At 62.5% G+C, this 15,473-nt stretch carries 15 protein-coding genes; 2 read left to right on the top strand and 13 right to left on the bottom strand.

Annotated elements, in window-relative coordinates; translation table 11 throughout:
- Nucleotides 1-3 precede the first annotated feature (3 nt).
- From OK351_RS03085 to msrB, 7 genes are all read right to left on the bottom strand, one after another.
- Nucleotides 4-1,242 carry a thiolase family protein gene (locus OK351_RS03085; protein WP_265155893.1) on the bottom strand — a complete coding sequence of 413 codons (1,239 nt, stop codon included), beginning with the start codon at nt 1,240-1,242 and terminating at the stop codon, nt 4-6.
- Between the two features lie 165 nt (nt 1,243-1,407).
- Nucleotides 1,408-2,625 (bottom strand): HRDC domain-containing protein, encoded by a 1,218-nt coding sequence (locus tag OK351_RS03090; RefSeq protein WP_265155894.1) that lies wholly within the window; start codon nt 2,623-2,625, stop codon nt 1,408-1,410.
- Nucleotides 2,626-2,660: 35 nt separating this feature from the next.
- Nucleotides 2,661-3,299, bottom strand: coding sequence for a DUF3000 domain-containing protein (locus OK351_RS03095; protein WP_265155895.1), 639 nt, complete (start codon nt 3,297-3,299; stop codon nt 2,661-2,663).
- Between the two features lie 56 nt (nt 3,300-3,355).
- Complete coding sequence (locus tag OK351_RS03100; protein WP_265155896.1) at nt 3,356-4,417, bottom strand: threonine aldolase family protein; 1,062 nt, start codon at nt 4,415-4,417, stop codon at nt 3,356-3,358.
- Between the two features lie 98 nt (nt 4,418-4,515).
- Nucleotides 4,516-5,220 (bottom strand): SDR family NAD(P)-dependent oxidoreductase, encoded by a 705-nt coding sequence (locus OK351_RS03105; RefSeq protein WP_265155897.1) that lies wholly within the window; start codon nt 5,218-5,220, stop codon nt 4,516-4,518.
- Nucleotides 5,221-5,229: 9 nt separating this feature from the next.
- The gene (locus OK351_RS03110) at nt 5,230-6,603 is read right to left on the bottom strand and encodes a DUF6421 family protein (protein ID WP_265155898.1); all 1,374 of its coding nucleotides are present in this window, start codon (nt 6,601-6,603) and stop codon (nt 5,230-5,232) included.
- Nucleotides 6,604-6,753: 150 nt separating this feature from the next.
- Nucleotides 6,754-7,161, bottom strand: a complete 408-nt coding sequence (gene msrB / locus OK351_RS03115) for a peptide-methionine (R)-S-oxide reductase MsrB (RefSeq protein ID WP_265155899.1) — start codon at nt 7,159-7,161, stop codon at nt 6,754-6,756.
- A 62-nt stretch (nt 7,162-7,223) separates the two neighbouring features.
- Here msrB and OK351_RS03120 point away from each other — a divergent pair, with 62 nt between their 5' ends.
- Complete coding sequence (locus OK351_RS03120) at nt 7,224-8,447, top strand: alpha/beta hydrolase family protein (RefSeq protein WP_265155900.1); 1,224 nt, start codon at nt 7,224-7,226, stop codon at nt 8,445-8,447.
- Here OK351_RS03120 and OK351_RS03125 read toward each other — a convergent pair.
- Genes OK351_RS03125 through OK351_RS03135 form a run of 3 tightly spaced genes read right to left on the bottom strand, consistent with a single transcriptional unit; the run spans nt 8,444 to nt 10,297 of the window.
- On the bottom strand, nt 8,444-8,941 hold the full coding sequence (locus tag OK351_RS03125) for an aminoacyl-tRNA deacylase (RefSeq protein ID WP_265155901.1): 498 nt from the start codon (nt 8,939-8,941) through the stop codon (nt 8,444-8,446). The two genes, OK351_RS03120 and OK351_RS03125, sit on opposite strands and share 4 nt — an antisense overlap.
- 4 nt (nt 8,942-8,945) lie before the next feature.
- Nucleotides 8,946-9,377, bottom strand: a complete 432-nt coding sequence (locus OK351_RS03130) for a SufE family protein (protein WP_371931368.1) — start codon at nt 9,375-9,377, stop codon at nt 8,946-8,948.
- A 5-nt stretch (nt 9,378-9,382) separates the two neighbouring features.
- Entirely contained in the window at nt 9,383-10,297 is a 915-nt protein-coding gene (locus OK351_RS03135; protein ID WP_265155903.1) for a sulfurtransferase, read from the bottom strand.
- A gap of 228 nt (nt 10,298-10,525) precedes the next feature.
- Here OK351_RS03135 and zapE point away from each other — a divergent pair, with 228 nt between their 5' ends.
- Nucleotides 10,526-11,566, top strand: coding sequence for a cell division protein ZapE (zapE, locus tag OK351_RS03140; RefSeq protein WP_265155904.1), 1,041 nt, complete (start codon nt 10,526-10,528; stop codon nt 11,564-11,566).
- Between the two features lie 75 nt (nt 11,567-11,641).
- Here zapE and OK351_RS03145 read toward each other — a convergent pair whose 3' ends face one another.
- From OK351_RS03145 to OK351_RS03155, 3 genes are all read right to left on the bottom strand, one after another.
- Nucleotides 11,642-13,552, bottom strand: a complete 1,911-nt coding sequence (locus tag OK351_RS03145) for an HNH endonuclease signature motif containing protein (protein WP_265155905.1) — start codon at nt 13,550-13,552, stop codon at nt 11,642-11,644.
- Nucleotides 13,553-13,670: 118 nt separating this feature from the next.
- The gene (locus OK351_RS03150; RefSeq protein WP_265155906.1) at nt 13,671-14,861 is read right to left on the bottom strand and encodes a benzoate/H(+) symporter BenE family transporter; all 1,191 of its coding nucleotides are present in this window, start codon (nt 14,859-14,861) and stop codon (nt 13,671-13,673) included.
- A 166-nt stretch (nt 14,862-15,027) separates the two neighbouring features.
- The gene (locus tag OK351_RS03155) at nt 15,028-15,243 is read right to left on the bottom strand and encodes an antitoxin (protein ID WP_371931366.1); all 216 of its coding nucleotides are present in this window, start codon (nt 15,241-15,243) and stop codon (nt 15,028-15,030) included.
- Between the last annotated feature and the right edge of the window lie 230 nt (nt 15,244-15,473).

Below are 15,473 nucleotides of genomic sequence, written 5' to 3' on the forward strand. Positions count from 1 at the left end.
TTCCTAAGCCTCGGTCCCAAAATCCTGGTGATGCGGATTCTCCCAGATCACCGTGCCGCCCATACCCAGGCCGATGCACATGGTGGTGATCCCGTAACGTACCGAGGAGTCCTCGGCGAACTGGCGCGCCAGCTGGGTCATCAGGCGAACCCCGGAGGAGGCCAGCGGGTGGCCCACGGCAATGGCGCCACCGTAGCGGTTGACCCGTGGGTCGTCCTGGTCGATACCGTAGTGGTCCAGGAAGGAAAGCACCTGGACCGCGAAGGCCTCGTTGATCTCGAACAGTCCGATGTCCTGGATCCCGAGCCCGGCCTTGGCCAGGGCCTTCTCCGTTGCCGGCACCGGGCCGTAGCCCATGACATCGGGGTCGACGCCGGCGAAGGCGAAGGAGACCATGCGCATTCTCGCTGCCAGGCCCAATTCGCGTGCCGCCTGGCCACTGGTGAGCAGTGCCGCGGTTGCACCGTCGTTGAGCCCTGCAGCGTTGCCGGCGGTGACCCGGCCGTGGGCGCGGAAGGGGGTGCGCAGGTCGGCCAGGTCTTCGAGGGTGGTTCCGGGGCGCGGGGGTTCATCGGCGGTATTCAGTTTCCAGCCTTCGCCCGGGCGACGGGAAGCCACCGGCACCAGGTCGGGCTGGATCTGGCCTGCCTCGTAGGCGGCGGCCAATTTCCTCTGGCTGGATACCGCGTACCGGTCGGCGCGTTCCTTGGTGATTGCCGGGAACCGATCATGCAGGTTCTCGGCGGTATTTCCCATGTTCAAGGCCTGTGGGTCGACGATCCTTTCGGCCAGGAACCGCGGGTTGGGATCGGCGCCGGCTCCCATCGGGTGGTTGCCCATATGCTCGACACCGCCGGCGATGACCACATCGTAGGAACCGAAGGCGATGCCGCCAGCCGTTGAGGTGACCGCGGTCATCGCCCCGGCGCACATCCGGTCGATGGCGTAACCGGGAACCGATTTGGGCAGCCCCGACAACAGCCCGACGGTGCGTCCGATGGTCAGTCCCTGATCGCCGGTCTGCGTGGTGGCGGCCATGGCCACTTCGTCGACCTTCTGTGCCGGTACGTTGGGGTTGCGGCGCAGCAGCTCACGCACGGTTTTCACGGCCAGGTCATCGGCCCGCATTCCGTGGTAGATGCCCTTGTCACCGGCCTTGCCGAAGGGGGTGCGCACCCCGTCGATGAAGACGACGTCGCGGTCGCTCAGCGCCGTGTGCACTCTCGGATCGTTAGCACTCACCGTTGTGGCTCCTTGTTGTGTTCCATTGGTCCGATACATCGGAAGGACGTAGATCATGTGACCCACAACATACGTTACTCATCGGTAACTTGAAGCGCAAGTGCCTTGCGTCACTGGGCAGGGGTATCCGGGACGGATTGCGGGCAGCCCGGAGCCGGGTAAGGGCTATTTGGCCAAGACCGCGGCAAGTTTGGCCGACAGGAGTTCCCGCTGCCACGGGCGTGCGCCGAGTTCGGCCAGCGCCTCGTCCACGGAGTGGGCGGAAATGCCCGCGGGTGGTTCCCAGCAGAGTTGGCGCAGGAACTTCGGGGTCAGCAGATTCTCGGCCGGGATGTTCCAGTCCTCGGCGACCTCGGTGACCAGCGGCTTGGCGGCACCCAGGCGTTCTGCCGCCTTCGGGTTCTTTTCGGTCCATGCCCGCGGATTGGGTAAGCCGTTACCGTGTTGGCGCACGTCGGGCAGGTCATTGCTGCTCTTGCCTCGGGAGATGGCATCAAGCCAGCGCGGGGCATCACGTTTGGCGCTGCGTCCGTGGAAGCCACGGGTTTGCAGCAGTTGCGGTACCGAGCCCGGCCGGTGCTCCACTGCCACCATGATCGCCGAGTCGGACAGCAGGCGTCCAGGGGCGACATCGCGGGACTTGGCCAGTGCCTCGCGTGCCAGCCAGAGCTCGCGCGCAATGGCCAGGGAACGGCGGTTCTTCAGTTTGTGGATGCCCGAGAGCCTGCGCCACGGTTCGGCAACCGGTTCAGGGGCAGGAAGCTGGAGCAGGTAATCGAACTCCTGCCGGGCGAATTCCAGCTTGTGCTGCTGGTCAAGCACATCGCTGACCCGGTCGCGCAGCTCAAGGAGCACTTCCACATCAAGTGCCGCGTAATTCAGCCATGATTCCGGCAGCGGGCGGGTAGACCAATCGACAGCGGAATGCTCCTTGGCAAGCTTGAGGTTCAGATGTTCGGCCACCATGGTACCCAGTGCGACCCGGGGGTAACCGGCCAATCGACCGGCCAACTCGGTGTCGAACAGCTCGGGTGGATACAATCCCTCGTCGTTCAGGCAGGGGAGATCCTGGGTGGCGGCGTGTAATACCCAGGATTCGCCGTTCATGAATCGGGCCAGCGGATCAAGCGAATCCAGGACCTCGGGATCCACCAGCCAGGTGCCGGAACCTTCCCGACGGATTTGTATGAGGAAAGCTCGTTGCCCGTAGCGGAACCCGCTGGCGCGTTCGGTATCCACCGCCAATGCGCCACGACCGGCCTTGAGGGATCGCACCGCGCGATCCAGCCCGGGGGCGGTATTGATCACTTCGGGAATGCCCTGGCTGGGGGCAGTCAGATCGGTGAGTACTGGCTCTGTGGATTCGGTTTCAGGACTGCTCATGATCTTTCCATCATATGCCTGCCTGCACCCGGAACTCAGCTAAGGCGGCGCATCGGCAGTTGCTGCACACCATCCGGTAGCGGTGGCAGGCCGGCAAAGGTGCAGACCATATCGGCCCAGGCGCTCAGGTGCGGCCCGAGGTCGGTGCCGGAGGGTGACCATGATACGCGCAATTCGACGTCGACGCTGGTCTCCTCGTGCGCCAGCTGGCCGAAGGACTCGGAGATCACCCGGGTGGCTGTGCCTCCGGCCGAGTGGTATGGCGCTTCGCGTCCACGCAAGGCATCTTCGAACCAGCTCCAGGCCACCGAGGCCAGCATTGGATCCTGCCCCATGTCCTCGTCCAGTCGAGCACGGATGTAGGTCACGACCCGGAAGTTCCCGTTCCACAGGTCCTGGCTTTCCGGGTCATAGAGCAGGATAAAACGGCCGGTGGCCAGATCCTGATCAACGCTCAGAAAGGGTGTCCTGGAAAACTCCTTGCCGTACTCGCCGTGTCGCGGATGGGCGACCGCTGTGACCTCACCGCTCAGGGCCAAGGCGAAAGGTGCCAGGCGCTGTGGTGCGGGGATCTCGATAATGCGCAGTTCCTGTCGCACCTTGGCGCGCGACAGCCCCGCCAGGGCCTGGGTGAAGGCCTGAGGAACTGGGGGACGCTGTTGCTCGCGGTTCACACTTCGAGTCTAAAGCGCACCCTTCCCGGCGACAGGTTACGGCACGCCGGAACCGCCTACTTGCCGCTGTGGGCAGCCAGTTCCGTGGCCAAGGCCGCGGTGAACGCCTGCACGTCGGATTCTGCGGTGTCGAACGAGCACATCCACCGCACATGTCCGGCCGCCCGATCCCAGTCGTAGAAGCGGAACGTCTCCCTTAGCCGGTCGGCAACGGGGTTGGGAAGCTGGGCGAACACGCCATTGGCCTGCACCGGATAGACCAGTTCGGCACCCCGGGTTGCGCGCACCGCGTCGGCAAGTTGTGCCGCCATGGCATTGGAGTGGGAGGCCGAACGGTGCCAGAGGTCGGTACCGTATAGCTCGAGCAACTGCGCGGAGATGAAGCGCATCTTGCTGCCCAGTTGCATGTTCATCTTGCGCAGGTACTTCATGTCTGCCGCCAATTCGGCATGCAGGGTCAGCACGCCTTCGCCGAGCAGCATGCCGTTCTTGGTGCCACCCAGGGAGACGATGTCCACCCCAACGTCGGTGGTCAGTTCGCGTAACGAAACACCCAGCGAGGCCGCAGCGTTCCCCAAACGCGAACCGTCCATATGGACACGCATCCCCTTGGCGTGGGCGTGCGCGGTTAACGTCTCGATCTCCTGGGGGGTGTACACGGTGCCCAGCTCGGTGGCTTGGGTGATGGACACGGCCAGGGGCTGCGCGCGGTGTTCATCGCCCCACCCCCAGGCTTCCTGGTCGATCAGGTCCGTGGTGAGCTTGCCATCGGGCGTCGGGACGGGAAGCAGCTTCATGCCGCCGATGCGTTCCGGAGCCCCATTCTCATCCACATTGATGTGGGCGCTGGCCGCGCAGATCACGGCGCCCCACCGGGGCAACAGCGACTGCAAGGCGATGACGTTGGCCCCCGTGCCGTTGAAGACCGGGAAGATTGCTGCCTCCGAGCCGAACGAATCACGGGCCAGATCATCGAGCCTGGCGGTGTAATGGTCATCGCCGTACGCACCCTGATGGCCGCCATTGGCGCGGGCAATGGCCTCGAGTATTTCGGGATGAACCCCGGAATAGTTGTCCGAGGCGAATCCGCGGATGGTGCTGTCGTGGGTGAGGCTCATTGGTGGGCATTCCTTTGCGGTGCAGCAGGGGGCAGTGGATGGATTTGGCGGTCAGTGCTCGTGTGGTTCCAAGGACACGCTACATCACCAAATCCGGTTTATTCGAGACCGGGCAGGGTCTGTCTGCGCCCGTTGACGGTGGCGGGATCGGCGGTGATCAGTGCAAGCGCCGCCGCCGCCACACTCTCGACGTGTGTGTACCCGGACAGCGGGCCGCCGGGGTGCTCTGGCAGCTGGTCGGTGAGCGCCTTGACGACCCAGATCGCCGCTGCCGCGTTCGGGGCCTGCTTGGAAAAGGCCCGGGCCACGGCCTGGACCCAGAATTCCGCGGAGGCTTTCACGGAACCGTAGTTGGCATTGGACGGCATAGGTGTGGCGACCGCCTGCGAGCTGATAATGGCCAGCCGCCCGGCGGGGGAGTCGACCAGGTCCTGGTAGAAGGCCTTGGTGGTGTGACGCAAGGTCATCATGACCGAGCGGTGCAGGTATTCGTAGTCTTCGGTGGACTGCCCGGTGATGCCCTTGCCGCCGCGCCAGCCGCCTACCAGGTGGAATAGCGCATCGATCGGTCCGTAGTCTGCGTGGATCCGTTGCGCCAAATGTTCCACCTGGGTTTCGTCCCCCAAGTCCGCCTGGTATCGGGCGGTAACGAAATTCAGGCGTTCGTCCAGGCGTTGCTGATCAGAACCGACGGCCAATACCCGGAAGCCTTGATCCGCCAGCGCCCGGGCGATGGCTATGCCGGTGGCCGAGGTCGCCCCGGCCACCAAGACGGTTCGTTGTGATTGTGTGCGTTGTCCCATGCTCCGAGCCTAGACCGAACTCACACCGTACATGCCCCGGGTGGAGTCGATGGTGGCCCTCATCTTCTTCTCCAGCGCCTCGTAGAACATCGACAACGGGAACTCGTCGTCCATCACCTGGTCGGTGATTTCACGCAACGGAGCTGTCAACGGCAGGGCATCAGGGCCCTTGGCCCAGACCGATGCCGGATGCGGGGTGAGCGTGGCGGAGACCAGTTCGTAGGCCGCCAACCAGTGGGCCAGCTTGGGCCGGTCAATGGACTTCCAGTACAGCTCGTCGATGGCATCACCCAAGGCGGTCACCACTTCCGGTACCTGTTCCCAATCGATGCTCAGCGTGGTATCGGTCCAGTGCAGCACGTGGTTCTGGTGCAACCAGGCGAAGAGCAGCTGCCCACCGAGACCGTCGTAGTTCCGGACGCGCTTGCCGGTGATGGCGAAGCGGAAGATGCGGTCGAACACGACGGCGTATTGAACCAGCCTGGCCGTTTTACGGGTCCGTTCATCGGTCGTGGCATCGCTGGAAATCTTCACGCATTCCCGGAACGCCGTGAGATCGCAACGAAGCTCTTCCAGGGAATACAGGAAGAACGGCATACGCTGCTTGATCATGAACGGGTCGAACGGCAGATCCCCGCGCATATGGGTGCGGTCATGGATCAAGTCCCACATGATGAAGGTATCTTCGGCCAGCTTCTGGTCTTCCAGCAGCTCGGACGCCTCGGGGGGAAGAGCCAGGTTGGTGATCGCGGCCGCATCCTTCAGGACCTTGCGGAAACGAACGGCTTCACGATCCTGGAAGATCGCGCCCCAGGTAAAGCTCGGCGTCTGGCGGATGGCGACGGATTCGGGGAACAGGACCGCTGAATTGGTGTCGTAACCCGGGGTGAAATCCAGGAAACGCAGCGGCACAAACAAGGCATTGGAATAGTTCGATGCTTCCAGCTGTGCAATGAATTCCGGCCACATCACCTGGACAAGGACCGCTTCCAGGTAACGGTTGGTTGAACCGTTCTGCGTGTACATCGGGAACACCACCAGGTGCAGAAGCCCGTCCACACGCTGGGTCTGGGGCTGGAACTCAAGCAGCGAGTCCAGGAAGTCGGGGACTCCTAGTCCTTCCGCGGACCAGCGTTCCAAATCGAGGACCAGCTGGTGCAGGTAGCGCTCGTCATGGGGAAAGTGTGCGCTGAGTTCCCTCACCGAGGCGATGACCGTGTCAAGCAGTCCCCGGGCAACGGTCAGCTGTCCGCTGTCGGCCAGCGAGCCGTCCTTCTGTTGCAGGGACTGGAACGTGGTGGCCGCAGTTTTCAGGGAAGTCCAGGCCCGTGATTCGATTAGGTCCGCGGCCTGGGCCTGCGGGTGCATTGGAGTCTGAGTCATGACGTTTTCACCTCTTAGCGATTCGTGGCGGTATGAAGTCGATTACCTTCCACGCTACGCCTCAAAAGAAGAATGCATAATGCTCAGCCTAGTTAGAGTAAGTAACTCTTACCCATTTTGGGAGCTGCGGCCGGGGACCACCACAGGCGGTTATCCTTCGAAACCGCGAAGTCTCAAAGACAGGGAATTGATGCAGTAGCGCAAGTCAGTTGGGGTGCCGAATCCCTCACCTTCGAAGACATGACCCAAATGGGAATCACAGCTGGCACACCGCACCTCTACCCGTTTCATGCCCATGGACTGGTCGGAAATATAGCGAACCCGCTCTTCGGCCAATGGTGCAAAGAAGGAGGGCCAGCCGCAACCGGCGTCGAATTTGGTACTGCTGGTGAACAATTCGGAACCACACGCGCGACAGGCGTAGACCCCCTCAGTGGTGGTGTCCCAGTATTCCCCGGTGAAGGGGCGTTCGGTGCCTGCTTGGCGCAATACATGGAATTCCTCGGGCGTGAGGATCTCCTGCCACTGGATATCGCTACGATCTGACTGTGAACTCATACCTGACTTAACGCAATGAAGCGATGGATGATTCCCGCAGAATCCTTTGAGAGGATAAAACCATGGCCGCTAAGATCGTCACCACCCTGGAACCACGAAAGACCGTGCCCGCCACCCTGCTGGGCACCGGCATCGGAGTGATCGCGGGCTCACTGGTTGCCGCCAGTGTGTCGGCCTTGGCTGCCTACTTTGCCCGACGGGTGGTGACACCTGAACTGAACTACACCGGGCGCGACATCATCCGGGACATCGTGACCGATGCCGATGGCGAAACCTGGGTCCACTTTGCCAGGGACACCGAAACAGCGGCCGCTGGGGCGCATAGCCTCTTCACACATTCGGGGCAATGCTGCGTGCGTCTTTCGGGGCCTGAGCCTGTGGCCGGTAAACCCCGCCTGGTGGCCCGCAAGGTGCTGCACACCTATTACGGGACGTTGGAAGGGGCACGGAGGGGCAACTTGTCCGGGAGCCTCTATGAACATCCTTCCGACATCGGGATCACTGCCGAAGAGGTGGACATCGAGCTGGAAGTGGGCCCGGCTCCGGCATGGCTGGTCCGCGGCCAAAGCCATCCGGATGTTTGGGTCATCTGTGTCCATGGGCGCGGAGCACGCCGGACCGAATCAATTCGAGCCCTACCCACCTTCGAAAAACTCGGGGTCAGCGCCTTGCTTATGAGCTACCGCAATGACGGTCTGGCCCCCAACGCCGGCGACGGACGCTACGGACTGGGAGACACCGAATGGCACGATGTTGAGAGCGGAATCAGCTACGCCCAGGCACAGGGGGCGAAACAGATTGTTCTTCTGGGCTGGTCCATGGGCGGGGCAATTAGTCTGCAAGCGGCGAACCGCTCATTCCTGGCCGACCAGATCGATTCGATTATGCTCGTCGGACCGGTAATCAACTGGGTGGATGTGCTCTCGCACCAGGCCCGGCTGAACCGCATCCCGCAGACGGTGGGGCTATTCGCCCAATGGCTGCTCAGCAACCGGGCGGGGCGCTGGATCACCGGGTTGGCTGCCCCGGTCAACCTGAAACGCCTGAACTGGGTCGAGCGGGCCGCGGAACTGCAACACCAGATCCTGATCATTCACAGCCGCGACGATGAATTCGTACCTATCGGGCCCAGCGAACGGCTGGCTCGCCTGCGCCCCGATCTGGTGACGCTGCGAACGTTTAGCGGAGCCGGGCACACTCGTGAACCAAATGTGGATCCGGACGGTTTCGACGAGGCGATCAGCCAATTCCTGGCCGGTCGGCTGGCCGATCATAGCCGCCCCTAGCCGATGAAATTGGCGATGGGCGCCAAACGCGCGCCGGTGACCAGTGCCAGGTCCCGCGCGGACAGCTGCAGGCTCAGACCCCGGCGTCCACCGGAAACATAGATATCCGCCCAGTCCGCCGCCGAGGCATCGATTACCGTGGGCGAAATGGTACGTTGCCCCAGCGGGGAAATCCCGCCCAGCACGTAACCGGTACGCCGCTGCGCCGCGGCGGGATCCGCCATGCCCAGCTTCTTCAAGCTCAGCACGACGCCCAGGGCCTTGATATCCAGCAGAGCGGCCACCGGCACCAACGCGACGGCGAAATCCCGACCGGAATTGACTATGAGGGTCTTGAACATCTGCGCGGGGTCTATCCCGAGCAAGCTGGCCGCTTCCGCACCGTACTCGGTGGACCGTGCATCGTGATCATAACTGTGGGCCACATACACCACCCCGGCCTCGTCCAGCTGGACCGTGGCCGGGGTGGTGGCGGGCTTGGTTTTCCTCGTCATCGACCTAACTGTTCAACTGTTCGGTGATCTGGCGTTTGATGCGGGCCAGCATGGCACTCATACCGCGCATTCGCAATGGCGACAGTGCCCGTGTGAGGCCCAACTGCTGGGGCATGTCCTCGGGAACGGTAAGGATTTCCGCAGCGCTGCTGCCGTGCAACCCGGCGGCCAGAACCGAGGCGAAGCCGCGGGTGGTTGGGGCCTCCGGGGGAGCGGAAAAGTACAACCCTGTGGTGTGCGCAGCGTCGTTGGCCACTTCCACCACGAGGAACAGCGGGGATTGGCATTCGACAACCTGCTCGAAGAGTTCAGGATGATCGGCTAGGCGCTCCGGGAGGGGCGGCAATTCACGGGAGAAGTCCAAGAGCAGTTCCAGGCGCTGGGCTTCCGGGACTTCGGTGAATTCCTCTACGATCTCGCGCAGGTTCTGCGGCATGGGGCTCATCGGCGTTCTCCGAATCCGGTTGGTAGTTCACCGGCTGCTTCACCTTTGACGATCGGAACCCGCACGGCATTGCCCCACTCGGTCCAGGACCCGTCGTAGTTTCGAACGTTTTCGAAGCCCAACAGGTGTTGCAACACGAACCAGGTGTGGCTTGAACGCTCACCAATACGGCAGTAGGCAATCACCTCGTCACCCGCGGACAGCCCGGCCTCATCAAGGTAGATCCGCTCCAGTTCCGTGCGTGATCGGAAGGTCCCGTCCTCGGCAGCGGCACGGGCCCAAGGCACGGAGGCGGCCGTCGGGATATGGCCACCACGCAAGGCACCTTCCTCCGGATAGGCCGGCATATGAGTGCGTTCACCTGTGTATTCCTCCAACGAACGAACATCGATCAACGGCTTACCCAAGTGGTCCAACACCTCGGGCAGGAAGGCGCGAATCTTCGAATCGTCGCGTTCGATCACCGGGTAGTCCGCGGCAGCGGGGACGGGGATCGAGGTGACCAGTTCACGTCCTTCGGCGATCCACTTGTCCCGCCCGCCATCCACCAGTCGAACGTCCCGGTGGCCGAAGAGGGTGAAAACCCACAGGGCGTAGGAAGCCCACCAGTTGGACTTGTCCCCGTAGAGAACGACAGTGCTCTCACGGGTGATGCCCTTGGCCGACATCAGTGCGGCGAATCCCTCGCCGTCAACATAGTCGCGGGTCACTTCGTCATTCAGCTCGGTGTGCCAGTCGATTTTCAAGGCGCCAGGGATGTGTCCGGTGTTGTACAGCAGGATGTCTTCATCCGATTCAAGAACCACCAGCCCTTCGGCACCCAGATGGTCGGCCAGCCACTGTGTGGAGACCAACCGCTCGGGATGCGCATACTGTGCATAGGCAGGGTTCGAGTCGACGGGTAGCGACATGGATTGCTCACTTTCCTTACGGCATTGCTGTGACACTGGTTCATAGGTGGGCCCCACCAGTGATGGACTCGCTATCTAGATTAGTCCCCACACCGCGCATGTGGCGCAGTCATACGTCACATCCATCCACAAATCCCCAGAATATTCGGGGTAAAATGGCCGATGGACCTGCCCGTGAGGCGACCGAACCACTGTTGAGCACCGGGATTGAAGGAATATATGGAGCGCATGGCCACGATTACCCACCTGACCGAAACAACCCCGAACGTCTCGGTTGAGGAACTTTTGGCCGGCTTCCATCCCTCATATCGTTTTGGTGAAGTGTCCTTTGACACCTACCGTCCGGACCCGTCGCAGCCCTCGCAGGCCGAGGCGGTGTCCAAGCTGCAGCAGTTTGCCGATTCTGTGGGGAAAAACGCTGGCGGTGGCGTGCTGTCGAAGCTGTTCGGGAAGAAGAAGGCCGCCAAGAACGGCATCTACCTCGACGGTGGCTTCGGCGTGGGCAAGACCCACCTGCTGGCCTCGCTATGGCATGCCAGCCCCGGGCCCAAGTCCTTCGGCACCTTCGTGGAGTACACGAACCTGGTCGGTGCGCTGTCCTTCCGGCAAACCGTTGAAGTACTGAGCCAATACAAGCTGGTGTGCATCGACGAGTTCGAGCTGGACGATCCGGGGGACACCGTGCTGATGAGCCGCCTGATGCGTGAACTGTCCGATGCCGGGGTGAAATTGGCCGCCACGTCCAACACCTTGCCCGGTGCGTTGGGCGAAGGCCGGTTCGCTGCAGTTGATTTCCAGCGTGAGATCAAGGCGCTATCGGACCAGTTCGATGTGCACCGTGTTGATGGCGAGGACTTCCGCCACCGCGGCCTGCCCGAGGCCCCAAAACCGTTGGAAGATTCGAACATCGAGCAGTTTGCCCGGGAACGGTACCCCGAAGCCACCCTGGCCGTCGACAACTTCGATGAACTGGTGACCCATATGTCCAAGGTCCACCCCAGTCGATACCGCCAGTTACTGGCGGACACGGATGTGTTGGTACTGCACAATGTCGATACCATCACCGATCAGTCCATCGCGCTGCGTTTCGTCGTGCTGGCGGACAGGTTGTACGACAAGGATGTGCCGATCATCGCTTCCGGCAAGCCCTTCAGCGACCTGTTCACTCCCGAAATGATGTCGGGTGGATACCAAAAGAAGTACTTCCGCGCGGTATCTCGCCTGACCGCGTTGGCGCGCGAGGGGCAAGTCGGAGAAAGCGCGGCTTAGACCCTCGGGAGCGCACTACCGCAGAAGTTGCCGGGTTCCGAGCTGTTATCGGGTAGAGGCTAGCCGAGATGGGCGCTAGCTGCAGGGTGCGGGATCGCTGGACGGGCCGTTTCTCGCGTCCTCATCCGCAGGCGGGTTTGGTGGCCCGTCGACCAGGTCTGAGCCGTCAAAGGTGTTGGGGAACCAATATCTGTTGCGTTGGGGCGTTTGGGTCGGATCCAGATGCGGTGGCAACAGGACATGGGGCAGCCCGTTATGCATGACCATCTTGAACTTCCCTGCGTGGAAATCGTCGTGTTCGCGGGGGCAGAGCAGTGAACCTTCACGCACGCTGGTCCCACAGCCGCCTGCCCAGCCGCCTTCCGGCCAGTGGTTCGCCTCGCATAATTCCGGCGGGCAGGTGCACCCTGGCATGATGCAACCCCGGTCCTGGACGTATAAGGCCGTGCGCATGGGCTTGCTGTGGAATCGTCTTGAACGCCCGGCATCCAGGACCTGACTTTGACCACCGAGCACATGCGGCAGGATTCTGGCCTTGACCAGAATCTGGCGTAGTTCGCCGGCATCCAGCCTGACCCCGTGGGTGGTGATTCCGTGCGCGGTGGCCAGATCCAGCAGATGCTTGAGCGTCATGGTCACGATGATGCTCGGAACGATGGTTGCGGTGTTCCCATCGCCAGTGGACCGCTGGGTCAGCAGTGCCATGATCGCATTCAGTCGCCGCCGGGGCGGCTCCGGCTCGCGGTCAGGAAGTCCGGGTTCGTCTTTCACGTTGTGTTCGCCATCGGGAACTATCGGGGAAGCAACGGCAGAGTCTGGCGCCGTGGCCCCGGGATCGGTGGTTGCCGGGGTCTGATCAGGGCCGGTCGCGGCTTCCGGCACGATTGCCTGGATGGCCGCGGCGGCCCATGGTGGTGGCGCATCCGTGCTGACCAGCCATGGGGCATCATCCGGTGCAGGCGTGGCATTGTATTCCCCTGATCGAAGGCTGGGAGGAGCATCGGCCGTGCTGGAGATCGGCCCAGCGGAGTCAGCCGGTTCACGTCCGGACGCCGTGTATTCTTCGGTGACAGGCGTGCTTTCGAGAGCCTGCTGGGTGGCGCGGGCCGCCTGTCCGGCCCGGGTTCGACGGTTATCGGCCTGGGCCAGCATCGACCGCCAAACTTCGGCATCGGTGCCTTCAACGCGCACCAGATACTGGTCGACGCCTTGGACGGTCCGCCGCTTGAATATCCCGATTTCGGGTTTGGCGACCTCGGACTGGGTCTTGGTGTAGGCGGTGAAGAGCTCACCGAGCCTGGTTGAAGCAGTGGTGAGCTGGTGGTCGGACAGGATACGCGCAGCGTGTTCTTCCAGGAGCACCCCATCAGGGGTACAGGCGGTGGGAGCCAGGGCGATGCCCTGGTCGATCTGATCCGCGGGTTCGAACTTGTCGATCCGCCGGGCCGCATCGCGTGCTGGGCGTGGATCCCGGTCCGGGTCGTTAAACAGCGCTGCCAGACGCTCATAACGTGGTGCGGCGTCCGTTCCGGACATGGTGCGTCGGGCGACCATCCGGTGGGTGTCCTGCACCCGGGTGTCGGCTTCCCAGTGGTTGATGCCCAGCCAGGATTCGACCAGGCTGCTGGTATCCACGTAGTGCGCCCGTCCGCTGACGTGCTCGGGTGGCTCGGCGGTGTCGGTGGTGCCGCTTCGGATCGCGTCGTACTCGTCGATGGTCAGGGTGTGCGCTCCGGTGGCCTCCAAGGCGGCGATGGCGAATAGCTGGGCACGAAGTACTGCACGGTATTGCCGTTCAACCAGTTCGGCCATTTCCAGGGCGATCCGCGGATCCGTGGTGCCGGACATGGCCTGGACAAGGGAGCTGAAAAGCTCGGTGTCCAGGCTCCCGAGCTCACTCAATAAGGCACTATCGAATGTCACGCCGTGGGCGTGAACGGCGTCGCGGAGGACGGCCAGTGCGGTGGATAGGGAAATCGGTGCCATGCCATCGAGTCTGAAGCCCGAACCGGCAGTACTGGCAGACAAGGGCACCAGCTGTGGAGAACTGCGCGGAAACCGCGAATGGATGCCGCACACGAGGCAGGACTCCTTGCGCCGAGGACTACCGTACGGTGCTGCGGCGTTCGACGATCCAGTGCGTTGCCAAGCCGGCGACCAGCGCCCAAAAAGCTCCTCCAATACCCCAGATGGTCACGTTGCCGGCCGCGAACAGCACGGTGACTAGGCTGCTCAATCTCCATCCCGGTTCCTGTACGGCACCAGCCAAGGAGTTACCCAACGTTGCCACCAACGCCAACCCGGCGGCGGCTTCAAAAAGGCCGGCCGGTGATGCGGAGGCCACCGAGGCGATGAGGGCCGAGGCGGCAGCGAAGCCCAGGTAGAACACCCCCGAACTGGCCGACGCACGCCATCTCAGGCTCCGGTCGGGACCTGCCTGGTCACCGGCGGGAATCGCCGCGGTGATGGCTGCGAGATTAATTGCATGCCCGCCGAAGACCGAGCCGAGCGCGGAACCGGTTCCGGTGACCAGCATCGAGGAACGCCAGGGAACCTGGTAGTTGAACGAGGACATCACCGCCACACCTGGGATGTTCTGCGAGGCCATGGTAACGATGAATAGCGGGAGGCTGATGCTCGCGATGGCCGCGACACTGAACTCGGGGACAACCCATTGGAGCGAAGGTATCGTCGAGACCAGATGCCAGGTATCGGTGGTGGAAATGTGCCAGACCCCCACTAGAACCGCGGCGAGCATGGTCAATGCCACCGCATACCGTGGAAGCAGGCGAAGGGTCGCCAGGAACACCAACAGAATGACGACGGCAGGCAGCGGGATGGAGCCGAGAGCGGAGAACGGCTTGAGGCAGAGGGGGATCAGTACCCCGGCCAGCATTCCTTGGGCGATCGGAACCGGGATTCCGGCCAAAAGCCGCTGCATGAACGGAAGCAACGAGGAGAGGACGATTAGTCCGGCGCCGACCAGGAACGCTCCGACGGCATGGTTGAACCCGAAATTCACTGCCCCCATGCTGGCAAGCATGGCTGCTCCGGGAGTGGACCAGGCGATGCTCACGGGAATGCGGTGGCGCAGGGAAAGAACGATGCTGCTCAATCCCGTGAGCACCGACAGCGCGAGCAACCCCGAGGCCGCTTGCGACGCGGTGGCGCCCACGTTGGATAATCCGGTGAGGACTACGGCGAATGACGAGGTGAAACCAACAAGCGTGGTGATGAATCCTGCGAGCACCGCGGAGAACAGGGACTCGCGGCGGGCAGACCATTGTTTGGGCATGAGTACATTCTTAGCCCGTCATTGCCGGGTTGGTGAACTTCATGTCCGGGCATCGCAACAACTTCCGGAGGTGATACGGCATCGGGCACGCGAAAGGCACCGGACCGCTGGTCCGGTGCCTCCCTACGCGCTGTGGGCGATGCCCGACTTGTCGCGTCAAAAAAGTCTAGGCTTTGTCGCCCTTGAGATTATTCAGCAGGCCCTGGGCACCGTCCTGGAGACCGTCCACTTTATCGGCGAACTTTCCACCGGTTTTCGCGTCGACGAAGTCCCCGGCTTTTTCGATGCCTTCGGATACCTTTTCCGAATTCTCGGCGGCGAACTGGCCAGCTTTTTGCGCTAGTCCTTCGGCTTTGCCCTTTAGCTCGTCAAATTTTGACAAAAAGGCCACCTCCTTATCAACGCTGGGAACACCTGCCGTTCCCACTCCTCTGGTAATCGTAGACCGATATTTACGACTCCGGAAGGACTTCGACAATTTCGTTTCGAGATTCAGCTCAGCGCGAGAATCCGGAGGTCCCCTCGGCTGCGGGTGCGCGATTCCAGAACTGCGGGAGGAGGTGAGAATACTGCCGGAAAAGCAAAGAAGACCACCTGATCCAGATGGTCCTC

The sequence above is a fragment of the Glutamicibacter sp. MNS18 genome (assembly GCF_026107515.2).
In the GTDB taxonomy this organism is placed as follows: Bacteria; Actinomycetota; Actinomycetes; order Actinomycetales; family Micrococcaceae; genus Glutamicibacter.